The sequence below is a fragment of the Ornithinimicrobium tianjinense genome (genome assembly GCF_014636495.1).
GTDB lineage: Bacteria > Actinomycetota > Actinomycetes > Actinomycetales > Dermatophilaceae > Ornithinicoccus > Ornithinicoccus tianjinensis.
Map to the genome: position 1 here is coordinate 95,486 of NZ_BMEM01000004.1, position 24,039 is coordinate 119,524.

Consider the following 24,039-nt stretch of genomic DNA (forward strand, 5'->3'; position numbering starts at 1 on the left):
AAGGACAGACATGCGCACCCCCGTGACCCTCACCGCCCTGCTCGCCGCCGGCACCCTCGCCCTCACCGCCTGCGGCAGCAACGCCGGCGCCAGCACCGCCCCCGACGCCGCCACCGGCTCGGCCGCCACCTCCGAGCCCCTCAAGGTCGGCGTCTCCCCGGTCCCGCACGCGGAGATCCTGCAGTTCGTCGACGACGAGCTGGCCGCCGACGCCGGCATCGACCTGGAGCTGGTCGAGTTCACCGACTACGTGCAGCCCAACGTCGCCCTCGACGACGGCTCCCTGGACGCGAACTACTTCCAGCACGAGCCCTACCTGGCCGAGCAGGAGTCCGCCGCGGGCTACGACTTCACGGCCGTGACCCCGGTGCACCTGGAGCCGCTGGGCCTCTACTCGGAGAAGGTCGGCTCCGTCGCCGAGCTCCCCGACGGCGCGCAGATCGCCATCCCCAACGACCCGACCAACGCCGCCCGCGCGCTCCAGCTGCTCGAGGGCGAGGGCCTGATCACCCTCGCCGACACGGGCGAGGCCTCGGCCACCGTGCTCGACATCGAGGACAACCCCAAGAACCTGGAGTTCGCCGAGATCGAGGCCGCGCAGCTGCCGCGCAGCCTCGCCGACGTCGACGCCGCGGTCATCAACGGCAACTACGCCATCGAGGCCGACCTGTCGCCGGCCAAGGACGCCATCGCGGTCGAGTCGCCCGAGGGCAACCCCTACGCCAACCTGCTCGTCGTCCGCACCGGTGACGAGACCGACCCCCGCATCGTCAAGCTCGCCGAGCTGCTCTCCTCCGACGAGGTCGCGCAGTTCATCGAGGACACCTACGACGGAGCGGTGATCCCGGCCGCCGGCTGACCCCTTCTCGCGGTATGCCGAGGGCCCGGCGGGTGCACCCGCCGGGCCTGCGGCATACCTCGGCCCCTAGCATCTGCGCATGTCCGCACCCACGCGCTTCCTCGACCTGGCCGATCCCCGCTTCGACGTGACCGGCCCCGCCGTGATCGACGCGCGCGAGGAGGGGTTCTGGGCGCGGACCAGCTACGGGTATGCCGTGCTGCGCCACGCGGAGGTGACCGCGCTCCTCAAGGACCGGCGTTTCCGGCAGGGCAACGCCCGGTGGCCCGCGCAGAACGGGATCCACTCCGGGATGTTCAGCGACTGGTGGCAGCGGGTGCTGCTCTCGCTGGAGGGCGAGGAGCACCTGCGGGTGCGGCGGCTGCTCAACCCGGCGTTCAAGCAGGGGGCGCTCACGCCGATGGTGCCCGGCTTCACCGCGCTCGCCCACGAGCTGGTCGACGGGTTCTGCGAGCGCGGGTCGGTGGAGTTCATCAGCGAGTTCGCCGAGCCGTACGCCTCACGGATCCTGTGCCGGCTGGTTGGGCTGCCGGAGTCGGAGTGGCTCCAGGTGGCCCACTGGGCCGACGACCTCGGCAAGAGCTTCGGCGTGCGCGTCAAGGAGGACCTCCCGCGGATCGAGGCGGCGCTCGACGGGCTCTACGGCTACTGCGACGAGGTCGTGCGCGACCGCACCACCCACCCGCGCGACGACATGGTCTCCGACCTCGTGCGGCACCAGCAGGAGGGCAAGCTCTCGGCGGAGGAGCTGTCTGTCGCGCTCGTCTTCCTCGTCTTCGCCGGGATGGAGACGACGCGCAACCAGCTCGGGCTGGCGCTGCAGACGCTGCTGGCCCACCCCGACCAGTGGCGGCTGCTCGGCGAGCAGCCGGAGCTGGGGCGCAACGCCGTGGAGGAGGTGATGCGCGTCAACCCGACCGTCACCTGGATCACCCGGGAGGCGCTGCAGGACGTGGACCTCGGCGACGGCCTCGTGCTGCGCGAGGGTGACATCGTGCAGGTGCTCTCGCACAGCGCGGGCACCGACCCGCGGGCGCAGCCGGACCCGGCGTTCGACATCCGGGTCGAGCACCCGATGCACATGGGCTTCGGCGGGGGCGTGCACCACTGCCTCGGCCACTGGGTGGCGCGGATGGACATGTCGGTAGCCCTGCCGGTCCTGGCCGCCCGGATGCCGGACGCCCGCCCCGACGGCCCGGGCGAGTGGCTGCCGGTCTCGGGCAACACCGGCGCGATCCGCTACCCGATCGCGTTCACGCCGACTGCTCGCCGCGGCTGAGACCCGCATATCTACACCGACCACCGAGTATTCAACGTACGGTGAGATGTACGCGGTCGCTTTAGCTTGCGCTGCTACCATACCGGCTCTTCCCAGTTGCGGTGGGGGTCATAGGTTGAGCCCTCCGCCGATGAGGAGCATGCGCAGCCTGTAGTTGGACCTGTTCTTGAAGCCTCGAGCCAGGCGACGGTGCAACTCGACCAGTCCGTTGATGGCCTCTGTCCCGCCATTCGTGGCGCCGGTGGTGAAGTAGGCCAGGAACGCCTCTTTCCACTTGCGCAGGGTGCGGCCCAGACGGGCGATCTCGGGGATCGGGCAGGTGGGGAAGGTCGCGACGATCCGCTCGGCGATCGCGCGGCCATCGGCCTTGTCCGCCTGCCGGTAGGCCGCGCGCAGCAGCTGGGCGCACTGCCAGGTCAGGTCGACCTCCTCGTGGGCCTCGTGGGCGGCGAACGCGCGGGCGATGCGGGCGCGTTGCTTGTCGGTGAGGTTCTCGGCACCGGCGCGCAGGATGTTCTGGATGCCGTACAGCGGGTCGCCCTTGCGACCACGGTGGCCGGTGGTGGCCTGCTGCACCCGGCGCCGGACCTCATCGACGCACTTGGTGCCCAGGGCGACGACGTGGAAGACGTCCAGGACGGCGGTGGCCTCGGCCAGCTCGTCATCGATCGCGGCCTTGTACCCGTGGAACGGGTCGAGGGTGGCGACCTGCACGCCGGCGGTGAAGTCCGCACCACGCTGCGTGAGCCAGTCGGCGTAGGCCTTCTTGGACCGGCCCGGTACCAGGTCCAGCAACCGGGCCCTGACCTGCCCGTTCTCATCGCTGGTGAGGTCGACCATGCCGGTCAGCTCCTTCGGGCCGCGGCCGCCGTCCTCCGGTGGCTTGGTGGACACGTGGTGCCACACGTGCTCATCTACGCCAAGGGTGGACACGCCGGCGAAGCGGGACTCGTCAGCCGCTGCGGCGGCCAGGATCGGCTCGATGCCGGACCAGACGGTGTCCCAGCCCAGGCCGAGCTGGCGGGCCAGGCCGAGCACCGTGGCGTGCTCGCGGCGCAGCTGCTCCACCGCCCACGCCCGGGCTCGGGTGGTCCAGGTCGAGCGCGGCGGGGCGAGGTCTTCGTCGGTCTCGGTGAACGAGCGCCGCGGACACGTCGTCTCTCGGCAGGCCCAGGTCCGCTTCACCCACACCAGCCGCACCGGCGCGCCGAACGCCGGGATGTCGACCAACCGGCACTCCCGCCGGCCGCGCGAGGTCGCGCGCACCCCGCAGTCCGGGCAACCCACCGGCCCCGGTGCCGACTCCAGGCGCACCACCAGCCCGTCCGGGCCGCGAGCCACGCCGATCACGTGATAGCCATCCAACCCGACGAGCAGATCACAGCTGGAGCAGTAGACGCTGCCCGCGCCGACGGCACGGCAGCAGGACGTAGGGTGGTCCATCGTCGAGGTCCTCGAGGTCTCGGAATGCTTGGTCGCTTCCGATCTTGAGGACCTCGACCCCTCTCGCCCCGACACCTACGCCGCTCGGCGCGTCACACCCTCACCCCCACCGCAACTGGGAAGAGCCACCATACCGAGGACTGGGACGCCATCCGGTCGCACCTCAGTATGGGAGGGCACAGCATGAAGCTGCAGTTCTTCATTTCCGTGTCGACCAGCGCCTGCATCGCATTCGCAGTCTCCGCATCCCCAGCGACTGCCACCTCGCGACCTGTCCACTCTGCGTCTACGCAGCAACAAGGCATGTCCAGTTCTAGCAGTAGACGACTCAAGCGAGGTCCCGTCGATCGGCGCGTCATCGACCTTCGTGGACAGCGACAGTAAAACCGCGTACATGGGAGGACAATGCCAGGGTTGAGGCCCGCGCGACTCAGTCGCCAGGAGGAGGAACTGCTGGCTTCTGTGCCCATGCTGGGCATGGCGTGGGATGCCCTGCGAGTCCAGCGCACCAGGACTGTCAGGCACTTGATCCCCGATGGCTTCCCCGCCATCGCCAGAGTTTTTCATCCGCCGAGCGAGGAGGGAGCCTTCAAGGATCTGTACTCTGCACACTCCTCGGTCCGTTTTGGGCGGCATTCGCGCTGGGCCGACATCTACCACAAAGTGTCGGAATCACAGCTGCCTAACGAAGGCTCTGCCCCGGTCGCAACGCTCAGCGCCATTGTCGATCATATGCGGACGGAAGAGGAAAGCGGGTTCCTCTATGCGGTATGGGAAGGGTTTGGCTTCTGGGATCACCAAGCAGGTCGAGATGAGGAGCCCCGCCGCACAAGCGCTGGCCCCTTCTACATATTTCAGTCCGAGATTTCATTCGGGCCTTGGCCGGGTCACGACAAGGACATTCATTCGAGACGGCGAATGCCATTGTCCCCATGAGCGGGCGCTGGCTCATAGCGACACCGGTGGATGGTCTTGAAACCTTCGTTGCTGGCGGGAACGATGAGGTAGATGAAGTGCTCGCCGATGAACGCTTGGAGTCCGTAGAGATCACCCTCGACTCTCCTGCTTAGGCGCGGTCTGGTCAGCGGTCCTCCCAGTTCCGGCGGAGCAGCGGCGTGCCGGGCCGCGCTATACCCCGGCGTCGCAGCCCAGCAACCGTAAATCAACTCACCACACGCTCCACTAGGTCGGCGCAACAGGATCGAGCCCGAGCAGCCGTCTCCCGTTGTGCCACAGCACGTCCCGCAGCCACTCGTCCCCTAGCCCCCAGCGGTGCAGCGCCTCGAGCTGGTGGGCGTAGGGGTAGGGGATGTTGGGGAAGTCCGAGCCGAGCACCACGCGCTCCCGCAGCTCGCCGAGCCGGGACACGAACGACGCCGGCACCGGGGCGAGGCGCTCCATGAAGTCGGTGCCGGCCATCGTCGTGTCCAGGTGGACGCGCGGGTAGCGCTCGACGAGGTCCGCGAACGCGTCATACTCCGGCATCCCGAGGTGCGCGACGACGAGGGTGAGGTCGGGGTGGGTGGCGAGCAGCCGGCCCACCGCCTCGGGGCCCGCGTGCCCGATCGGGCGGCCGGCCACCCGGGGGCCGGTGCCCGCGTGGATGACCACCGGCACGCGCGCGGCCGCGAGCAGCTCCCACGAGCCGCCGAGCAGATCGTCGTCGGGGGCCAGGTCGCTGACGGTGACGTGCACCTTGACCAGCCGCAGCCCGTCGGCGACGGCGGCGGCGGTCAGCTCGGTCATCCCCGGCTCGGGGTAGAGGGTGCCGCAGCGCAGCACCTGCGGGTGCTCGCGGGCGAAGTCCGCGCACCACGCGTCGAGCGCCGCCACCATGCCCGGCTTGTGGGCGTAGGTCAGGGCCGGGACGTCGTGGACCCCGAGCGCGGCCAGGGTGTCGAGCCGCTCCTGCGTCGAGGTGCGGTAGCGGATCGGCCACGGCGTGCCGTAGCGCGCCTCCCCGTCGTCGAAGAACTCCCAGATCCGCGCCATCAGGCGGTCGGGGTGGAAGTGCACGTGCACGTCGGCCAGCCCCGGCAGACCCAGTTCCGTCAGGAAGGCCGGCACCTCGGCGTCCGAGCGGGGCGCGCGCACCGTCGGCCCGTTCACGCGACCGCCGCCCGCAGGGCGTCCCCGGCCTGCACGGCATACCCGCCGCCGAAGAGGAGCACGTGGACGAGGAGCGGCACGGTCTGGTAGACCGCCACCCGCCGCTCCCAGCCCTCCGCGAGCGGGAAGGCCTCGACGTAGGCGGCGTAGGCGCGGCCGCCGAAGCCGCCGAACAGCTGCATCATCGCCAGATCCACCTCGCGGTGCCCGTAGTGGGCGCACGGGTCGACCAGCCAGCTGTCCCCGGCCCTGTCCAGAAGCCGGTTGCCGCCCCAGAGATCGCCGTGCACGAGAGTGGGCGGCTCGGGCGGCCCCAGCCGCTCGGGCGTGAGCCGCTCCGCGAGCGCCGCGGTGGCCGGGTCGAGGCGGCCCTGGTCGGCCGCGGCCCGGGCGAGCGGTATGACGCGTCGCGCCACCCAGGACTCGTGCCAGGTCTCGGTCGGGGTCAGGTCGACCCGGCACGCGCCGAGGTATGCCGTGGGCTCGCCGTCCACGGACCCGTAGCGCTCCCCCGTGGTCCGGTGGAGGGCCGCGAGCTCACGCCCTAAGCGCTCCTCTGCCTCGGTCGTGCGCCCCGGGCCCTGCTCCACCCAGGTGGTCGTGAGCCGGTCGTCGGCGACCTCGAGGACCTCGGGCACCCGGGCCCCGGCCGCCGCGAGCGCACGCAGGCCGGCGGCCTCACGGGCGAAGAACAGCGGCGGTGCGTCGGGGAGCCGCTTGGTGAACGCGTCGCGGCCCTCCGGCGTGGTCGTGCGCTCGGTCGTCCCGGTGATGGCCATGCCCGCCATCCTGGCAGCCCGCCCGGACGGCGGGTGAGGGTCGTGGCTGAGACACTCTTGGGCATGCACGTCATGACCGTCTGCCTGGGGAACATCTGCCGCTCGCCCGCCGCCGAGGCCGTGCTCGTGCACCGGCTGGAGGAGGCCGGGCTCGACCACGTCACGGTCAGCGCGGCGGGGACGGCCGACTACCACGTCGGCAGCCGGCCGCACCCGGAGTCGGTCGCCGAGGGCGAGGGGCGCGGCTACGCGTTCACCACGCGCGCCGCGCAGTTCGTCGTCGACCACTTCGACGAGGCCGACCTGGTGCTCGTCATGGACGCGGCCAACGAGGAGGACGTGCTCGCGCTGGCGCGGACCGCCGAGGACCGCGCCAAGGTGGTGCGGCTCGGTGCCTTCGCGAGCGACGCGGCCGACGGCGTGCGCGACGTCCCCGACCCCTGGGGGCAGCCGCGTGAGGCCTACGTGCGGATGTACGACCAGGTGGAGGACGCCGTCGACGGCCTGGTGCGGGCGATCCGGGAGGACAGGGTCGACGAGGTCGTCGCGGCCCAGCACGTCGCGCGCTGACGTGGGGGTCGACGCCCCTGCCGTCCTGGTGCGGTGGGCACCGCGCGACGGCCTGTCGGTCGTCGAGGGCGACGTGACACCGGCTGAGCTGGAGCGTGCGGCGCGGCTGCGCGTGGGCGCCGCCTCCTGGCTGGCCACCCGCTGCTGGGTCCGCGCGCGGCTGGCCGAGGACCTGGGCTGCCTGCCGGTCGAGGTCCCGATCGTCGTCGACGGGCACGGACGGCCCTCCCTGGCCGCAGCGGGGGCCACCACCGACCTGAGCATCGCCCACAGCGACGCCGTCGTCGCCCTGGCGACCGGGCCGGTGCGGCTGGGCGTCGACGTCGAGGACCGTCCGCGGCCCGAGGTCGACCTGCGAGCCGTGGCCGAGGTCGTGGCCTCACCGCATGAGCTCCAGGAGCTGCGGGCCGTGCCGGAGGACGACCTGCCCGGGCTGTTCCAGCGCTGGTGGACGCGCAAGGAGGCGGTGGTCAAGGCGCGGGGCGCCGGCTTCCTCGAGGACCCGACCGGGCTGGACGTCGGGTGGGGGACCTGCGCTCGACCACCGGCTCCCTGGGTGGTCCACGACCTCGGGACCCTGGACCTGCCGGACCGCCCCGCGCTCTGTCTGGTCACCGCGGGGCCCGCGTGGGTGCGGGTGCGGCGCTCCTCGAGCCCTGGGCGATCCTGAACGGGCTCGCCGACGACCTACCATCGACGCTCGTGAGCGAGCAGACCGAGGCGGACGCGGCATACCCCCAGGGCGTCGACCCCGACGACCTGCAGACCACGCTGCGCGTGCTCGCGGCCCTGCACGAGCTCCCCGCGGGGCATCCCGACATCGAGACGGTCAAGCGCGCCACCGGGCAGATGTACAAGAAGATCCGCAAGACCCGCCGGGCCGCCGCGCGCCGGGCCGAGCGTGCGCCGCTCGTCGAGCACGACCGGGCGCTGCTGGAGCAGACGGCCACCGGCCACCCGAGCCGGATCGACGACGAGACCCGCGGCGTCCCGCTCGTCTCCACCGCGCCCGGCGCGTCCGTCGGCGAGCTGAAGATCCCCCGCGGCTGCTACATCTGCCATGCCAGGTACACCCTGGTCGACGCCTTCTACCACTGGCTGTGCCCCGACTGCGCCGCCATGAGCCACGCCAAGCGCGACCAGCGCACCGACCTCCGCGGGCGCCGGGCGCTGCTCACCGGCGGCCGCGCCAAGATCGGCCTGCACATCGCGCTGCGCCTCCTGCGCGACGGGGCCGACCTGACGATCACCACCCGCTTCCCGCGCGACGCCGCCCGCCGGTTCACCGAGCTCGCCGACTCCCCCGAGTGGCTCGACCGGCTCACGATCGTCGGCATCGACCTGCGCGACCCCACCCAGGTCGTGGCCCTCGCGGACGAGGTCGCCGCGGGCGGGCCGCTGGACATCCTCGTCAACAACGCCTGCCAGACGGTCCGCCGGTCGCCGGGGGCTTACGCGCACCTCGTCGAGGGCGAGCAGCACCCTCTCGACGCGGGTATGGCGCCCGACCGGCACGGACGCGCCCTGCCGCTGCCGAGGATGCTCACCTTCGACCGGATCAGCGAGGCCCACCCGGCCGCGCTCGCCGGGACGCTGCGGCGGGGTGAGCTGCCGCACACCGTGGGCGACGCGCCCGGCGCGGTCCACGACCTGGCCTCCCTCTCCCCCGCGCAGCTCACCTCGCTGGCGCTGTCCGCGGGCTCGGCCAGCCTCACGGCATACCGGGAGGGACGCGCGATCGACGCCGGCGGGCTGCTGCCCGACCTGGCGACCACCAACTCCTGGACCCAGCACGTCGACGAGGTCGACCCGCTCGAGCTGCTCGAGGTGCAGCTGTGCAACTCGGTCGCGCCGTTCCTGCTGGTCAGCCGGCTGCGCCCGAGCCTGCGGGCGGCTGTGCAACGCGGCGCTCGGCGGGCGTACGTCGTCAACGTCTCGGCGATGGAGGGCCAGTTCAGCCGCCGCTACAAGGGCGCCGGGCACCCGCACACCAACATGGCCAAGGCAGCCCTCAACATGCTCACCCGCACCAGCGCGGAGGAGATGTTCCGGACCGACCGCATCCTCATGACGGCGGTGGACACCGGCTGGATCACCGACGAGCGGCCGCACCACCAGAAGCTGGAGATCGCGGCCGAGGGCTGGCACGCACCGCTAGACCTGGTGGACGGCGCCGCGCGCGTCTACGACCCGATCGTCCGGGGCGAGCGCGGCGAGGACCTCTACGGCTGCTTCGTCAAGGACTTCGAGCCCAGCCCCTGGTGAGGCCCCATGACGCTGCGTCAACACGCGGGGGTCGGTGCCTCTCCACAACTTACGGAGGCGTAGGCTGGTGGCTGACATGTCTACTACTCCCCTGACCCAGCTGGACCGGGTGGTCATCCGCTTCGCCGGAGACTCCGGTGACGGCATGCAGCTGACCGGCGACCGCTTCACCTCGGACACCGCCTCGCTCGGCAACGACCTCTCCACGCTGCCCAACTTCCCGGCCGAGATCCGGGCACCGCAGGGCACGCTCCCCGGCGTCAGCTCCTTCCAGGTGCACTTCGCCGACCACGACATCGCCACCCCCGGCGACGCCCCGGACGTCCTCGTGGCGATGAACCCCGCCGCGCTCAAGGCCAACCTGGGCGACCTGCCCCGCGGGGCGACGCTGATCGTCAACTCCGACGAGTTCGGCAAGCGCAACCTGGCCAAGGTCGGCTACACCAGCAACCCGCTCGAGGACGGCTCGCTCGTCGAGGCCGGCTATCAGCTTCACGCGCTGCCGCTGACCTCGATGACCGTCGAGGCGCTCGCGCCCTTCGAGAGCCTGACCCGCAAGGAGAAGGAGCGGGCCAAGAACATGCTGGCCCTGGGCCTGCTGTCCTGGCTCTACTCCCGCGACACCGCCGGCACCGAGGCCTTCCTGCGCGCCAAGTTCGGCGCCGCGCCGCAGATCCTCGAGGCCAACCTCACCGCGCTCCGGGCCGGCCACGCCTACGGCGAGACCACCGAGGGCTTCGCGGTGCGCTACCAGGTGGCCCCCGCCCCGATGCCGCCCGGCACCTACCGCACGATCACCGGCAACCAGGCCCTGGCCCTGGGGCTCGTGGCCGCCGCCGAGCGCGCCGGCCTGCACCTGGTGCTCGGGTCCTACCCGATCACCCCGGCCTCCGACATCCTGCACCAGCTCTCCGCGCTCAAGCGCCACGGCGTGACCACCCTGCAGGCCGAGGACGAGATCGCCGCGATCGGGATGGCGCTCGGCGCGAGCTTCGGCGGCGCACTCGGCGTGACCACGACCTCGGGCCCCGGCCTGGCGCTCAAGAGCGAGACCATCGGCCTGGCCGTCTCGACCGAGCTGCCGCTCGTCATCGTGGACATCCAGCGCGGCGGCCCCTCGACGGGTCTGCCGACCAAGACAGAGCAGTCCGACCTGCTGCAGGCGATGTACGGCCGCAACGGCGAGTCCCCCGTGCCGGTCGTCGCCGCGAAGTCCCCGACCGACTGCTTCGACGCAGCCATCGAGGCGGCGCGGATCGCCACGGCCTTCCGGACCCCCGTGATCCTGCTCTCCGACGGCTACCTCGGCAACGGCTCCGAGCCGTGGAGCGTCCCGACGGTCGCCGACCTGCCCGACCTGCGGGTCAGCTTCGCGAGCGAGGCCAACGACCTGGACGGCGAGGGCCGGCCGGTCTTCCACCCGTTCAAGCGCGACCCTGACACCCTGGCGCGCCCGTGGGCGGTCCCGGGCACCCCCGGCCTCGAGCACCGCATCGGCGGCATCGAGAAGGCCGACGTGACCGGCCACATCTCCTACGACCCGGCCAACCACGACCGGATGGTGAGGCTGCGCCAGGCCAAGGTGGACCGCGTCGCCGCGACGATCCCGCCGCTGGAGGTCGACGACCCCTCCGGCGAGGCGCGCGTGCTCGTCCTCGGCTGGGGCTCGACCTACGGCCCGATCGCGGCCGCGACCCGCCTGGTGCGCGCGACCGGCGGGCACGTGGCCCGCGCCCACCTGCGCCACCTCAACCCCTTCCCCGCCGACCTCGGCGAGGTGCTGCGCCGCTACGACCGTGTCGTGCTGCCCGAGATGAACCTCGGCCAGCTCGCGATGCTGCTGCGCGCCCGCTACCTCGTCGACGTCCAGAGCCACACGGCGGTCCGCGGGCTGCCGTTCACGGCGGCCGAGCTGGCCCAGGTGATCCACGAGCACCTGCTGGCCCTGGCCCCCGAGGAGGTCTCCGTATGACGATCCAGCTCGGTCTCCCGACCCGCGGCACGGACGGCGTGCCGACGGTCCCGGACGGCACGTCGCTGACCAAGAAGGACTTCACCTCCGACCAGGAGGTGCGCTGGTGCCCGGGGTGCGGCGACTACGCCGTGCTGGCTGCCGTGCAGGGCTTCCTGCCCGAGCTCGGCCTGCGCCGCGAGAACATCGTCTTCGTCTCCGGCATCGGATGCTCCAGCCGCTTCCCGTACTACCTCGACACCTACGGGATGCACTCGATCCACGGGCGCGCCCCGGCGATCGCGACCGGGCTGGCGACCGCTCGGGAGGACCTCTCGGTCTGGGTGGTCACGGGTGACGGTGACGCGCTGTCGATCGGTGGCAACCACCTCATCCACGCGATGCGGCGCAACGTCAATCTGACGATCCTGCTGTTCAACAACAAGATCTACGGCCTGACCAAGGGGCAGTACTCCCCCACCTCCAACGTGGGCGCGGTCACCAAGTCGACCCCCGCCGGCTCCGTCGACCACCCGTTCAACCCGGTCTCCCTGGCGCTGGGCGCCGAGGCGACGTTCGTCGCGCGCACCATGGACTCCGACCGGGCCCACCTGACCGAGGTGCTCCGCGCGGCGGCGGCCCACCGCGGCACCGCCCTGGTCGAGATCTACCAGAACTGCCCGATCTTCAACGACGGCGCCTTCGAGCTGCTCAAGGACCGCGACCAGGCCGAGGCGAGGATCGCGCACCTGCGGGCCGGCGAGCCGGTCCGGGTGGGCTCCGGAGACGCTGCCCAGGTCGTCGTGCGGGACACCACCGGTCGCCTCGCGGTCGTGCCGGTCGGTGAGGTGACCGATGAGCAGCAGGTCATCGTCCACGACCCGAGCGACCCCGACCCGAGCCAGGCCTTCGCCCTGTCGCGGCTGGACGACGCCACCATGCAGCACATGCCGATGGGCATCTTCCGCGAGGTGACGCGCGCGACATACGACGACGCCGTGCGGGCCCAGGTGGACGAGGCCGTCGAGCGTGCGGGCGAGGGCGTCAGCCTCGACGCCCTGCTCCGCGGCAAGGACACCTGGACCGTCGACGGCACCCGGCCGGGCGAGGTCGAGCAGACGCTCGAGGGCGAGGTGACGGAGGGCCCGACCGCCGCCGCCGGCGACGCGCTGGTCCAGGAGGCCGACGAGGTCCGTCCCGAGTGACCGAGGAGGCCCGGCGCCGTCAGGGCACCGCCTACGGCTTCCTCGCCTATCTCCTCTGGGGCGCCTTCCCGCTCTACTTCCACCTGCTCCGGCCGTCCGGACCCTGGGAGATCCTGGCCCACCGGATCGTCTGGACGCTGCTGCTGTGCGGCGCCGTCCTGCTGCTGCGGCGTGACCTCGGCTGGCTGGCGGAGCTGGCCCGGCACCCACGTCGTCTCGGTGGCGTCGCCCTGGCCGGCGCGCTCATCGCGACCAACTGGGCGCTCTACACCTGGGCGGTGCTCTCGGGGCACGTGACCGAGGCCGCGCTGGGCTACTTCCTCAACCCGCTCGTCACGGTCGCGCTCGGCGTGCTCATCCTGCGGGAGCAGCTGCGCCCCCTCCAGTGGGCGGCGGTCGCGACCGGCACGGTCGCGGCCGTCTACCTCACCGTGGACTACGGCACGCCACCGTGGATCTCCTTCGGGCTCGCCGCGTCCTTCGCGACCTACAGCTTGCTGAAGAACCGGCTCGGCGGGTCGCTGTCGGCGCTGCAGTCGCTGACCGGAGAATCGCTGGTGATCCTGCCCGTCGCCGTCGTGATCCTCCTCGCACTGCAGCAGTCGGACGGCACGACCTTCCTCGGGCACGGGACCGGGCACACCCTGCTGCTCCTCTCGACGGGTGTCGCCACCGCGGTGCCCCTGCTGCTGTTCGCGGCCGCCGCCTCGCGGGTCCCGCTGTCCACGGTAGGTCTTCTGCAGTTCCTGACCCCGTTCCTCCAGCTGCTCAGCGGGGTGCTGTTGCTGGGTGAGACGGTCCCGGCCTCGCGGTGGGTCGGCTTCGGCCTGGTGTGGCTGGCCCTCCTCGTGCTCAGCGTGGACATGGTGCGTCAGGTCAGCCACGCGCGCGTCGCCCGCCGCGCCACAGGCACGGGCTGAGAGCCCTGCACGCCGTGCAGATTTGCACGGTGTGCAAGATTTCTCCTAGTCTGGTCCGGTGACGAGCAGCAGCGTGACCGATCGGGTCGCCGACCCCGCCGAGGGCACCTCGCCAGCGCCCGACGCGCACGGACGTCGCGAGCTGAACAAGGCGCGGACCCGCGACGCGATCATCACCGCCCTCCACGACCTCGCCCTCCAGCGTTCGGTCGAGCAGGTCACGGTCGACCAGCTCGCGGAGGCGGCGGGCATCTCCCGCCGGACCTTCTTCAACTACTTCCCCTCGATCCAGGCGGTGATCTCGGAGGTCATCGGCTCGCACACCGAGCACCTCGCCGCCTCGATGGGCCGCCTCACCCCCGGCGTCTCGCCGATCGAGGCCGTCCGCCGGCACATCTCCGAGGTCGGCATCCCCACCGCGCTGCTCGACTGGTTCACCGTGCTCAACTGCCACGCCCCGAGGCAGGAGCGGGGCGCTCCCGCCGGCCTGGAGCGGGCGATCTGGGCGGAGAAGGCGGTCTGGCTGGACGCTCAGCTGCGCGCCCGCCTGCCCGAGGGCACCGACGACCTCTACGTCGCGACCCTCGCCGACACGATCATGAGCTGCTTCTCCGCCGCCGAGAAGGTGTGGCTGGCCGCCAGAGGTCCCTCCGCTCCCCTCGACGACACCTCCGTCGCCGCCTTCCACGCCGAGCTGGACCGCGCCCTCGGGTATGCCGCGCGCGGCTGGCTCACGCCTGTCGAGCCGCACGCGACCGCCTGACCCGGCGCGCGGCATACCCCGTCCAGACCTCACCAGACCAGACCTCCCACCACCCACCTCCCCCGTCCTGACCGAAAGGACCTCCCGTGGCCACTCTTCTCCACCGCCTCGGCCGCTGGTGCGCGCAGCACCGGTGGACCGTCGTCGGCGCCTGGGCCGCGCTGCTGGCGCTCACCGTCGCCGGCATGCTCACCCTGGCGCGTCCCCTCAGCAACGAGTTCTCCATCCCGGGCAGCCGCTTCGAGGCCGTCCTGGAGACCCTGAAGTCCGAGATCCCCGAGGCCGCCGGCACCACCGGCACGGTCGTGATCCGCAGCGACGCTCCCTTCACGGACGCGCAGGAGCGCGCCGTGGCGGACGCCGTCGCCGCGTGGACGGCCCTCGACGGCGTCGAGGCCACCGACCCCTTCGAGGCGCAGGCCACGCTCGACGGGACCGACCAGGAGCTGGCCGACGGCGAGCAGGAGATCGCGGACGGTCGCGACCAGCTCGACGAGGGCGAGGCGGAGCTGGAGCAGGCCCGCGAGCAGCTCGCGGAGGGCAAGGAGCAGCTGGCCGCCGGTGAGCAGGAGCTCGAGGCCTCACAGGCTCAGCTCGAGGACGGGCGCGCGCAGCTCGAGGCGGGACAGGCCGAGCTCACCGCGCAGGCCCAGCAGCTCGACGCCTCGCAGGCCGCGCTCGACGCCCAGCTGCAGCAGCTGGAGGCCGGGATCGCCGCCGGCCAGGTGCCCCCGGCGCAGGCCGAGGCCGCGCGGGCCGAGATCGCTGCGGGCCAGGCGCAGATCGACGGCGGCCGCCAGCAGGTCGCGGCCGCGCAGGCGCAGATCGACACCCAGCGCGCCCAGCTCGAGGCCGGCGAGGCGCAGGCCGCGGCGGGCGCGGAGCAGCTGGAGGCCAGCCGGGCGCAGCTCGAGGACGCCGAGCAGCAGATCGCCGACGGCGAGCAGGAGCTGAAGGACGGGCGGGCCGAGCTCGCCGAGGGCGAGGCCGCCGTGGCCGCCGGACGGCGCATGGCCGAGCTCACCGACGGCTTCCGCCTCGTCAACGAGGCCGGCACGGTGGCCATGACCCAGCTGACGGTCGAGGGGTCGGGGGGCTTCATCGAGCCGGAGACGACGGCCGCGATCCAGCGCGTGGGCCACGAGCTCGACGCGCAGGGCCTGGAGGTGAGCTTCTCCAAGGAGATCACCGACGACCTGTCCACCCTGCTCGGTCCCGGCGAGGTCGTGGGTCTGGTGGTCGCGGGCGTCGTGCTGCTCGTCATGCTGGGCTCGCTCGTCGTGGCCGGCCTGCCTCTGCTCATGGCCCTCGTCGGCGTCGGCGTGGGTCTCACCGGCGCGATGGCCCTGACCCGGTGGGTCGACATGCAGTCGATCACCCCGGTGCTGGCCCTGATGCTCGGGCTGGCGGTCGGCATCGACTACTCGCTCTTCCTCATCAACCGCCACCGACAGCAGGTGCGGCACGGGATGCCGGTCCGCGAGTCCATCGCGCTGGCGGTCGGCACCTCGGGCAACGCCGTCACCTTCGCCGGGCTCACGGTCATCATCGCCCTGGCTGCGCTCACCGTGACCGGGATCCCGTTCCTGTCGGTGATGGGCCTCGTGGCGGCGGCCACGGTGGCGATCGCGGTGCTCGTGGCGATCACGCTGACCCCGGCCGTGCTGTCGCTGCTGGGTCTGCGCGTGCTGCCCCGCAAGGCGCGCCTCGCGCTGGCCTCCGGCGACGACCACGACACGGTCGCCGAGGACGCGCGCCAGGCCGACACCCACCACGGCTGGGCGGCCTTCGTGCAGCGCCGCCCGTGGCTGGCGATCCTCGCCGTGCTCGCGATCGTCGCCGGGCTCGGCTACCCCGCCACCCAGCTGCGCCTCGGCCTGCCCGACGGCGGTTCCGAGCCCGCCGGGTCCTCGGCGTACACGACGTACGACACGGTGCGCGAGGAGTTCGGCGCCGGCGCCAACGGCCCTATCCTGGCCGTCGCCGAGCTCGACACCCCGGTGCCCGAGGGCGAGACGGCGCTGCTCGAGGCCCAGGCCGACATCGCCGAGGAGCTCGCGGCCGTGGAGGGCGTGGTCCGGGTGCTGCCCGCCGGCGTCAGCGACGACCGGGACGTCCTGGCCTTCCAGGTGCAGCCCGAGGGCGGCCCCGCGGAGGAGTCCACGGTGGCGCTCGTCGACCGGCTCACCCCTGCGGTCGAGCGGGTCGGCCAGGACCACGGTGCCGAGATCGGCCTGACCGGGCAGACCGTCGCCAACATCGACGTGTCCGCCAAGCTCGCCGACGCGCTCCCGGTCTACCTCGCGGTCGTCGTCGGCCTGTCCCTGATCCTGCTGCTCCTGGTGTTCCGGTCCGTGGTGGTGCCGCTGCTGGCCACGGCGGGCTTCCTGCTGAGCCTGGCGGCGTCGTTCGGCGCGGTCGTGGCCGTCTACCAGCTGGGCCATCTCTCGGGCATCTTCGACGTCAACGAGCCGGGGCCGGTGCTGTCCTTCCTGCCGATCCTGCTCATCGGGATCCTGTTCGGTCTGGCGATGGACTACCAGGTCTTCCTCGTCTCGGCGATGCGGGAGGAGCACGTCCACGGCACCGACGCCCGGCGAGCCGTCGTCAGCGGCTTCAACCACAGCGCCCGGGTGGTCACGGCCGCCGCGATCATCATGATCTCGGTGTTCGCCGGCTTCGTCTGGGCGCACCTGACGATGGTGCGGCCGATGGGCCTCGGCCTGGCCGTGGGTGTGCTGGTCGACGCCTTCCTGGTCCGGATGACGCTCACCCCGGCCGTGATGTCGCTCCTGGGCGAGCGGGCGTGGTGGATCCCCCGCTGGCTCGACCGCATCCTGCCCGACGTCGACGTCGAGGGCGCCCGGCTGGAGCGCTCGCTCGCCCCGGCCGCGGCGGCTCAGCCCGAGGCGGCCGCGGAGGGGGAGATCGCTCGCACCCGCTGACCGGCGGCCTGCAGCAACGTCCGGGCGCCGGCCCGCGCGACCTGGTCACCCTCGGTGACCTGCAGCGCGAGCCGGCGCCCGTCGCGCTTGTGCACGACGAGCCCGGGCCCGCCGTCGACGATGTAGGCCGTGCGGTCCGGCAGCGGACGCAAGCCGAGCCCGCCCCAGCGCATGGGGTCCAGCACCTGCACCTCGACCCCGGCGACGTCGGCGACGCGCACACGCGTCAGGCGGACCGGCACCAGCTGCGAGCGCACCGTGAGCCCGTCGGCGTCGACGGCGATCCGCACCCGTGCCCAGGCGAGCGCGAGCAGCCCCGCCCCGAGCAGCACCCCGCCGACGAGCACGAGCTGCCACACCCCCGCGTCCATGGCGAGCAGGGCGACCAGCGACACGACGCCCACGGCCAGCAGGCCCCAGCCGATGACGGCCATCGTCCCGGAGGCCACGTCCGTGGACCACGCCTCGACGGGCCGCACCGCCCGTCCGCGCACCGGCTGGACCCGGGCCCGCTCCGGCACCAGCTCGTCGAGCTGCTCACGCGTGAGGAGTCGGCGACCGTGCACGGCATACGTCAGAGCACCGGCCACCAGCCCGAGGACCACGGACAGTGCCACCCAGGCCTCCCCCACCCCGCGCGGTCCGTCGACGCCGGTGCGCCAGACCAGGACCGTGTAGACCGCCACCGCGCCCCACCCGACCGCGCCCGCCAGCGCCAGCGCCCAGCGCGACCACGCCGGGGGCACCGCCCGGGTGAGGATCGCCGCGGCCGCCGCGGCCACCGCGGCGAGCACGGTCACCGTCAGGAGGACGCCCAGCAGCTCCCCGCCCGCGCTCCAGCGGTCCGGCCCGGCGCCCGACCAGTGCGTGGGGACGCGGTCGGGCGGGGGCAGGACCGGTGCGGTGAGCAGCAGGGCGGCCAGGGGCAGGATGGCGAGCAGGCCGGCGAGGCCGCGGCGCGGGTTCATGCGTCACCTTCGGTGGTGGGTCGGGTCCGCCCCAGGGTATGCCGTCCGTCGCCCCCGAATGGTCACCGTCCTGGCACCCGCCGTTCACCGTCTCGTGGTCGATCGCGACACCAGGTGGGCCTAGCGTCGCGAGTGCTGCCGCCACGTCCCGACCGCGGCGCCACCTGGACCGAGAATCGAGGATCACCCCGTGTCTGCACCCACCACCCGCCGTTCGCTCCTTCCGCTGCTCCACGTGTCCGAGCACCTGACGAACCGCAGCCACAAGACCTGCCAGTACCGCTGCGGCAACCAGTGCGCCCAGGAGGTCCCGAACACCTCCGGCAACACCTACTTCGGCGACATGGTCGCCGCCGCCGTCTCGCGCCGCTCGGTGCTGCAGGGCGTCGCCGGTGCGGCCGTCGTCACCAGTGTCGCGTGGGGCACCGCCGAGGACGCCTACGCCGCCCCGGGCCGCGGCAACAAGGGCATGGCGCCCTTCGAGCCCATCGCCCCCACCCCGGCGGACGTGGACGACCTCGTCGTGCCGGAGGGCTACTCCTGGGCCCCCGTCATCTCCTGGGGCGACCCGGTTGAGGCCGGCGCCCCCGACTTCGACGTGAACAACCAGACCGTCGAGTCGCAGAAGATGCAGGCCGGCTACAACGCCGACTACCTCGCGATCCACCGCGGTGGCGCCGGCAACAACGGCGCCAACAAGGGCCTGATCATCTTCAACAACGAGTACACCAACCCCGAGGTCATGTTCCCGGGCTACGACCCGGTGGCCGGCCCGACGGCCGAGCAGGCCGCGATCGAGATGGCCGCGCACGGCATGACGATCGTCGAGGTCGAGCGTCAGGGTCAGTTCTCCCCCTGGGCCTACGACCGGCACGGCGCCCGCAACCGTCGCATCCACGCCTGGACCCAGTTCCACGTCGACGGCCCCGCCGGCGGTGCCGAGTGGATGAAGACCAGCGCCGACCCGACGGGTCACATGGTCCTGGGCACCCTGAACAACTGCGCCGGTGGCGAGACCCCGTGGGGCACCTCGCTGTCCGGCGAGGAGAACTTCAACCAGTACTTCAACGCGACGGGCGCCGACGACGCGCAGGGCAAGCTCAAGCGCTACGGCATCACCTCCGCCGGCCGCGGCTGGGAGCGCGCCGAGGACCGCTTCATGGTCCTGACCGAGCCCAACGAGGTCAACCGCTTCGGCTGGATCGTCGAGGTGGACCCCGAGGACCCCACCTCGATGCCGGTGAAGCACACCGCGCTGGGGCGCTTCAAGCACGAGGGCGCCACGATCCGCCTGGCCGCCGACGGTCGCGCGGTCGCCTACATGGGTGACGACGAGCGCTTCGACTACATCTACAAGTTCGTCTCCCGGGACACCTACGTCGAGGGCGACAAGGCCCACAACATGACGCTGCTGTCCGAGGGAGACCTCTACGTCGCGAAGTTCGAGGGCGACGGCCTCGGCGACGGCGAGTGGGACGGCGTCGGCACCTGGATCGCGCTGGTCAAGGACGGTGCCTCCATGGTCCCCGGCATGTCCGTGGCCGAGGTCCTCACCTGGACCCGGATGGCGGCCGACAAGATGGGCCCCACCAAGATGGACCGCCCCGAGGACGTCCAGCCCAACCCGCACACCGGTGCGGTCTACGTGGCGCTGACCAACAACACCCGCCGCACCCCGGCCCAGATCGACGAGGCGAACCCGCGCGCGAGCAACAAGTTCGGCCATGTCATCGAGTGGGTGGAGGCGGGCAACGACGCCGCGGCGCTCGCCTTCACCTGGCGCATCGTGCTCATCGCCGGTGTCCCCAGCGACCCGAGCACCTACTTCAACGGCTACGACCGGTCGCTGGTGAGCCCGATCAGCTGCCCCGACAACGTCGCCTTCGACGAGGACCCCGACCACCTGTGGATCTCCACCGACGGTGCGCCGGGCACCATCGGCACCTGCGACGGCATGTTCCTGATGCCGACCGCCGGCCCGGACAAGGGCAAGGTCCAGCAGTTCCTCTCGGTGCCGACCGGCGCCGAGTGCTGCGGCCCGGTCGTCGAGTGGGCCGACCGCTCCATCCTGATCTGCGTCCAGCACCCCGGTGAGGACGGCCACAGCGCCTACCCCTACCTCGGCGACTCCGTGCCGCGCCCCGGCGTGGCCCACGTCTACCGGACGGCCCGCTGACCGCAGCGCCTGACGTCTGACCGCTCGCGCCCGGTCCCCCGCTCGGGGGGCCGGGCGCTAGCGTTGGGCCCATCATGGACAGGACCGACAGCCCGCGCCCGGACGGCGACGCGAGGGACAGCCTCGGTATCCTCCGCACCCTGCGCGAGATCTCCGTGACGGACGACGCGCGGGACCTGCTCCGGAGCGCGCTCGCCGCCGCGTGCCAGCTCACCGGCGCCTCCGGCGGCGTGCTCGGGGTGCACGACGAGATGCATCACGGGCAGGTGGCGCTGGTCTACCGCTACGGCACCGTGACCGACCTGCCGGAGGCCGAGCTCGCGACGCTGCTGCGCCCCCAGGGCGCGCCTGCCGGGCTCCAGGCCGACATCCTCGTCGACGGTGACCGCTTCGGCGCGCTGCGGCTGACGGGGTGGGAGACGAGCCCGGGTGCGCGTGAGCGGATCCTCGCGGAGTGCGTCGCCGCCGTGGCCGGACTGCACCTGGACACGCTCCGTCAGCGCCGGATCAGCGACCTGCACCAGCAGGTCACGGCCGCCGTGTGGGAGGTGGACCGGACCCTCGTCGACGAGGTGGACCTGTCCGTGAGCCTGCCGCTGCTCACGGCCCGCGTCCGCGAGCTCGCCGCGGCCGACGTCGTGGCCGTCGTCAGCCCGACCGCGGCTCCCGACGCGGCTTCCGGCGCCAGCCGCGTCCTCGCATCCGCCGGCGAGGACGTCGAGGCAGCCCTGGCCGACCTGCGACCGGACGTGGCGGAGGTCAGCGCCTCGGGGCGGGCCCAGCACTGGACCACCACGCTGCCGGCGCCCGACAACGCGGGCGGGCGGGGCGAGGTGCTCGGCACCAGCCTGGTGCCGATCGACACCCGCACCGGCAGCCCGCTCGTGCTCGTCGCCCACCACTGGCGGGCCCTGCAGGGCGTCAGCCACCAGCGGATGCACGACGTCCTCACCGCCGTGGCCCTGCACGCCTCGATGATCCTCGACCGGGCCCGCGGCGAGGAGGAGCACGACCTGCTGACCGTGCTGGAGGACCGCGACCGGATCGCGCGCGACCTGCACGACCTCGTCATACAACGCCTCTTCGCCATCGGCCTGACCGTCCAGGGCGCCGCGCGCCACGCGGTGCGACCGGAGGTGAGCGAGCGGCTGGAGAACGCCGTGGCCGAGCTGGACCAGACCATCCGCGACATCCGCGCCACCATCTTCGAGCTGCGGCACCGGGCCGGGGTGGGCAGCTTCCGCGCCGACCTGCGCCAGCTGGTGGAGTCCTACACCCCCACCCTGGGGTATGCCGCGACCCTCCAGCTCACCGGGCCGATCGACTCCGTGACCGGTGACGAGGCGCAGACGCAGGTGCTCATGGTCGTGCGGGAGGCGTTGTCCAACGTCGCCCGGCACGCCCACGCGAGCTCGACCACGGTGTCGGTCGAGGCCACCAGCGACCGCCTGACGGTGAGCGTCAGCGACGACGGGGTCGGCATCAGCGCGAACGCCGTCGAGAGCGGCCTGGGCAACGTGCGGGCGCGGGCCCGTGAGCACGGAGGTGCCGTGGAGCTCCTTGCGCTGGAGCCCCGCGGCACCCGTCTGTCCTGGTCGATCCCGGTCTGAGGCTCAGACCACCGCCACCGGGCACTGGGCGTACTCCACGACCGCGAACGCGGACCGCCCCCTCGGCACGACGAGCAGCTCGGCACCGACGGCCTGGTCGAGGAGGGCAGCGACCGGGTGGCGGTCGGTGGCCAGGGCCACCACCTCGAGGCCCGGGTGGGAGGCACACCACGGGCCGAGCCGCCCACGCAGCTCCTGCTCGGCCTGCCTCGCGTGGTCCTCCCACACCTTCGGGATCGGCTGGTCGGCCAGGACCTCCGCCGGGCCCACCGACCAGGACGCCAGGACGACCAGCGGCCGGTCGTCGCGCGCTGCCCGCGCCACCCCGAAGCCCAGAGCCCGATCGCCCTCGTCGGCGGTCAGGTCGACCACCACCGGGGCCCGTGGAGCGACCCGCTCCAGCTCCCAGTCGCTGGGGACGACGATCGTGGGCGGACCGTCCCCGTGGACCAGGGCGCGGGCGGTCGACCCGAGGCTCAGCCGCGTGAACCCGCCTGCCCCCCGCCGGCCGACGACGAGCAGACTCTCCTGGCCAGAGTCGACCTCACCGGTCTCGCGCACCCTCGCGGCCTCCACGAGGGCCTCGCTCGCGGACCTCGTGACCATCTCCACCGCGGGCCGGAGCCCGCTGTCGACGTCGGCGACCGCTGCCACCGCCCGCTCCAGCGTGGCTCGTCCGGCCCGTTCCCCAGCTCCCGTGGCATCGTGCACGAGGACCAGCGGGGCGGAGGACGAACGTGCCTCCGCGGCCGCCCAGGCGACCGCGGAGGCGTTGCGTCCGGATCCGTCCACGCCGACCAGCACCGGCCCGGGGGCCTGCACCGTGGCGCTCATGGCGCGGTCAGCGCAGCCAGGACGGGGCGATGTGCGCCCAGAACTTGCCCAGACCCAGGTAGTCCCACGCCGCCGGGACGGTGGCGATGACGATCATCACGATGGCGCCGGTGAGGTGGTCGTCCAGGAACGGGTTGGTGACGGTGGGCAACGAGGCTCCGTACATGAACAGGTACATGAGAGCTCCGGCCAGGGCGCCGACCCGGGCACCCATGCCGGTGACCAGCGTAAGACCGATGCCGAGCAGGCCGAGCATGAACAGCCAGTCGATGAAGGTGCTGCCGGCCAGGCCGTTGTAGAAGCCCGCCAGGGGGCCCTCGACGCCGGACAGGTAGCCGGTGGTCGGGGAGCCGCCGTTGAGCCAGGCCCTCTCGGAGGGCGTCGCGTAGCCCAGGCCGAACAGCTTGTCGACGAACGCCCAGAGGAAGTAGAGGCCGAACGCGATGCGCATGGCGCCGAGCGCGTAGCCACCCGCGACGGGCAGGACGTGCTTCTCCTCCTCCACGTCGATGTCGTGACGCATGTCGTGGTGCGTGCGGGTGGTCATGTCAGCCAGCTCCTTCGTCCGTGGTTTTCGTGGCTGACTCCAGCGTCGCAAGAACCGACTTTGCGTAGTAGAGGCTCTGGTCCGGACTTCCCCGGGACCTTCGTCCCCCGCCCCGGCCACTCCACGCGCTCGGTGGGGCGGGGGGCTAGGAGTCGAAGAGCTTGGCGCCGAGGACGGCGGCCTGGGTGCGGCGTTCGACGCCGAGCTTGGCCAGCAGCGTGGTGACGTAGTTCTTCACCGTCTTCTCGGCGAGGTACATCGTCTGGGCGATCTGGCGGTTGGTCATGCCCTCGGTGATGAGCTCGAGGATGCGACGCTCCTGGTCGGTCAGCTGCGCGAGCGTGGTCTCGCGGGGGTCACGCTGGGGGGAGCGCAGCCGCTCCATGACCTTGGTGACCAGGGACGGGTCGATGAGCGAACGACCGCCCGCGATGCTGCGGATGCCGTCGACGAGGTCGGTGCCGGCGATCTGCTTGAGCACGTAGCCGTCCGCGCCGGCCATGATCGCCGAGAAGAGCGCCTCGTCGTCGTCGTAGCTGGTGAGGATGAGCGCACGGATCGACGGGTCGGCGGCCCGCACGTCCCGACACACCTCGATCCCGGAGCCGTCCGGCAGCCTGCCGTCGAGGACCGCCACGTCGGGCCGCAGCCGGATGATGTCCGGGACCGCGCGCACGGCGCTGCCGGACTCCCCCACGATCTCGAGGTCGTCCTCGGCCGAGAGCAGGTCGTGCAGCCCGCGGCGCACCAGCTCGTGGTCGTCGAGCAGGTAGACGCGGATCGTGCGGTCGTGCGGCTGGGTCACAGTGGTCGCTC

The 24,039-nt window shown here is 72.4% G+C and carries 19 protein-coding genes; 12 read left to right on the forward strand and 7 right to left on the reverse strand.

What is annotated here, in order from left to right:
• Window positions 1-10: 10 nt before the first annotated feature.
• On the forward strand, window positions 11-859 hold the full coding sequence (locus IEV65_RS12085; protein ID WP_188431146.1) for a MetQ/NlpA family ABC transporter substrate-binding protein: 849 nt from the start codon (window positions 11-13) through the stop codon (window positions 857-859).
• Window positions 860-938: 79 nt separating this feature from the next.
• On the forward strand, window positions 939-2,138 hold the full coding sequence (locus IEV65_RS12090; RefSeq protein ID WP_188431148.1) for a cytochrome P450: 1,200 nt from the start codon (window positions 939-941) through the stop codon (window positions 2,136-2,138).
• Between the two features lie 108 nt (window positions 2,139-2,246).
• Here the strand turns inward: IEV65_RS12090 and IEV65_RS12095 are convergent, their stop codons facing one another.
• The 3 genes from IEV65_RS12095 to IEV65_RS12105 form a co-directional block, all read right to left on the reverse strand.
• Window positions 2,247-3,581 carry an ISL3 family transposase gene (locus tag IEV65_RS12095; RefSeq protein ID WP_229735226.1) on the reverse strand — a complete coding sequence of 445 codons (1,335 nt, stop codon included), beginning with the start codon at window positions 3,579-3,581 and terminating at the stop codon, window positions 2,247-2,249.
• Window positions 3,582-4,763: 1,182 nt separating this feature from the next.
• On the reverse strand, window positions 4,764-5,690 hold the full coding sequence (locus IEV65_RS12100) for an amidohydrolase family protein (protein ID WP_188431150.1): 927 nt from the start codon (window positions 5,688-5,690) through the stop codon (window positions 4,764-4,766).
• Entirely contained in the window at window positions 5,687-6,469 is a 783-nt protein-coding gene (locus IEV65_RS12105; protein WP_229735227.1) for a fructosamine kinase family protein, read from the reverse strand. Before IEV65_RS12105 ends, IEV65_RS12100 begins: the two co-directional genes overlap by 4 nt.
• Window positions 6,470-6,532: 63 nt before the next feature.
• Here IEV65_RS12105 and IEV65_RS12110 point away from each other — a divergent pair, with 63 nt between their 5' ends.
• From IEV65_RS12110 to IEV65_RS12145, 8 genes are all read left to right on the forward strand, one after another.
• Window positions 6,533-7,039 carry a low molecular weight protein-tyrosine-phosphatase gene (locus tag IEV65_RS12110; RefSeq protein ID WP_188431154.1) on the forward strand — a complete coding sequence of 169 codons (507 nt, stop codon included), beginning with the start codon at window positions 6,533-6,535 and terminating at the stop codon, window positions 7,037-7,039.
• A 1-nt stretch (window position 7,040) separates the two neighbouring features.
• Window positions 7,041-7,709, forward strand: coding sequence for a 4'-phosphopantetheinyl transferase family protein (locus IEV65_RS12115; RefSeq protein ID WP_188431156.1), 669 nt, complete (start codon window positions 7,041-7,043; stop codon window positions 7,707-7,709).
• A gap of 32 nt (window positions 7,710-7,741) precedes the next feature.
• Window positions 7,742-9,304: an SDR family NAD(P)-dependent oxidoreductase gene (locus IEV65_RS12120; RefSeq protein WP_188431158.1), complete on the forward strand. Its 1,563-nt coding sequence runs from the start codon at window positions 7,742-7,744 to the stop codon at window positions 9,302-9,304.
• A gap of 76 nt (window positions 9,305-9,380) precedes the next feature.
• Window positions 9,381-11,276: a 2-oxoacid:acceptor oxidoreductase subunit alpha gene (locus IEV65_RS12125; protein WP_188431160.1), complete on the forward strand. Its 1,896-nt coding sequence runs from the start codon at window positions 9,381-9,383 to the stop codon at window positions 11,274-11,276.
• Entirely contained in the window at window positions 11,273-12,460 is a 1,188-nt protein-coding gene (locus tag IEV65_RS12130; RefSeq protein WP_188431162.1) for a 2-oxoacid:ferredoxin oxidoreductase subunit beta, read from the forward strand. The genes IEV65_RS12125 and IEV65_RS12130 overlap by 4 nt, the downstream gene beginning before the upstream one ends.
• Window positions 12,457-13,380, forward strand: a complete 924-nt coding sequence (gene rarD, locus IEV65_RS12135; RefSeq protein WP_188431164.1) for an EamA family transporter RarD — start codon at window positions 12,457-12,459, stop codon at window positions 13,378-13,380. The genes IEV65_RS12130 and rarD overlap by 4 nt, the downstream gene beginning before the upstream one ends.
• A gap of 58 nt (window positions 13,381-13,438) precedes the next feature.
• Window positions 13,439-14,143: a TetR family transcriptional regulator gene (locus IEV65_RS12140; RefSeq protein WP_188431166.1), complete on the forward strand. Its 705-nt coding sequence runs from the start codon at window positions 13,439-13,441 to the stop codon at window positions 14,141-14,143.
• A gap of 86 nt (window positions 14,144-14,229) precedes the next feature.
• A complete protein-coding gene (locus tag IEV65_RS12145) occupies window positions 14,230-17,088 on the forward strand; it encodes an MMPL family transporter (protein ID WP_188431168.1) in 2,859 nt (952 codons plus the stop codon).
• Here IEV65_RS12145 and IEV65_RS12150 read toward each other — a convergent pair.
• On the reverse strand, window positions 17,043-18,056 hold the full coding sequence (locus IEV65_RS12150) for a hypothetical protein (RefSeq protein WP_188431170.1): 1,014 nt from the start codon (window positions 18,054-18,056) through the stop codon (window positions 17,043-17,045). The two genes, IEV65_RS12145 and IEV65_RS12150, sit on opposite strands and share 46 nt — an antisense overlap.
• A gap of 190 nt (window positions 18,057-18,246) precedes the next feature.
• On the opposite strand from IEV65_RS12150, the gene IEV65_RS12155 reads away from it, so the two are divergent.
• Window positions 18,247-20,232, forward strand: a complete 1,986-nt coding sequence (locus tag IEV65_RS12155; RefSeq protein ID WP_188431172.1) for a PhoX family protein — start codon at window positions 18,247-18,249, stop codon at window positions 20,230-20,232.
• Between the two features lie 74 nt (window positions 20,233-20,306).
• Entirely contained in the window at window positions 20,307-21,842 is a 1,536-nt protein-coding gene (locus IEV65_RS12160; RefSeq protein ID WP_188431174.1) for a sensor histidine kinase, read from the forward strand.
• A 3-nt stretch (window positions 21,843-21,845) separates the two neighbouring features.
• On the opposite strand, the gene IEV65_RS12165 is transcribed toward IEV65_RS12160, so the two are convergent.
• The 3 genes from IEV65_RS12165 to IEV65_RS12175 all read right to left on the reverse strand — a co-directional run bounded on the left by IEV65_RS12165 (window position 21,846) and on the right by IEV65_RS12175 (window position 24,028).
• Window positions 21,846-22,676 (reverse strand): universal stress protein, encoded by an 831-nt coding sequence (locus IEV65_RS12165; protein WP_188431176.1) that lies wholly within the window; start codon window positions 22,674-22,676, stop codon window positions 21,846-21,848.
• A gap of 7 nt (window positions 22,677-22,683) precedes the next feature.
• Window positions 22,684-23,223, reverse strand: a complete 540-nt coding sequence (locus tag IEV65_RS12170; RefSeq protein ID WP_188431178.1) for a hypothetical protein — start codon at window positions 23,221-23,223, stop codon at window positions 22,684-22,686.
• A gap of 145 nt (window positions 23,224-23,368) precedes the next feature.
• On the reverse strand, window positions 23,369-24,028 hold the full coding sequence (locus tag IEV65_RS12175; RefSeq protein WP_229735228.1) for a response regulator: 660 nt from the start codon (window positions 24,026-24,028) through the stop codon (window positions 23,369-23,371).
• Window positions 24,029-24,039 lie beyond the last annotated feature (11 nt).

Coding starts and splice junctions, on each gene's coding strand:
- IEV65_RS12085 (WP_188431146.1), top strand. CDS start 11: ATGCGCACCCCCGTGACCCTCACCGCCCTGCTCGCCGCCGGCACCCTC.
- IEV65_RS12090 (WP_188431148.1), top strand. CDS start 939: ATGTCCGCACCCACGCGCTTCCTCGACCTGGCCGATCCCCGCTTCGAC.
- IEV65_RS12095 (WP_229735226.1), bottom strand. CDS start 3,581: ATGGACCACCCTACGTCCTGCTGCCGTGCCGTCGGCGCGGGCAGCGTC.
- IEV65_RS12105 (WP_229735227.1), bottom strand. CDS start 6,469: ATGGCCATCACCGGGACGACCGAGCGCACGACCACGCCGGAGGGCCGC.
- IEV65_RS12110 (WP_188431154.1), top strand. CDS start 6,533: ATGCACGTCATGACCGTCTGCCTGGGGAACATCTGCCGCTCGCCCGCC.
- IEV65_RS12125 (WP_188431160.1), top strand. CDS start 9,381: ATGTCTACTACTCCCCTGACCCAGCTGGACCGGGTGGTCATCCGCTTC.
- IEV65_RS12130 (WP_188431162.1), top strand. CDS start 11,273: ATGACGATCCAGCTCGGTCTCCCGACCCGCGGCACGGACGGCGTGCCG.
- IEV65_RS12150 (WP_188431170.1), bottom strand. CDS start 18,056: ATGAACCCGCGCCGCGGCCTCGCCGGCCTGCTCGCCATCCTGCCCCTG.
- IEV65_RS12160 (WP_188431174.1), top strand. CDS start 20,307: ATGGACAGGACCGACAGCCCGCGCCCGGACGGCGACGCGAGGGACAGC.
- IEV65_RS12165 (WP_188431176.1), bottom strand. CDS start 22,676: ATGAGCGCCACGGTGCAGGCCCCCGGGCCGGTGCTGGTCGGCGTGGAC.
- IEV65_RS12170 (WP_188431178.1), bottom strand. CDS start 23,223: ATGACCACCCGCACGCACCACGACATGCGTCACGACATCGACGTGGAG.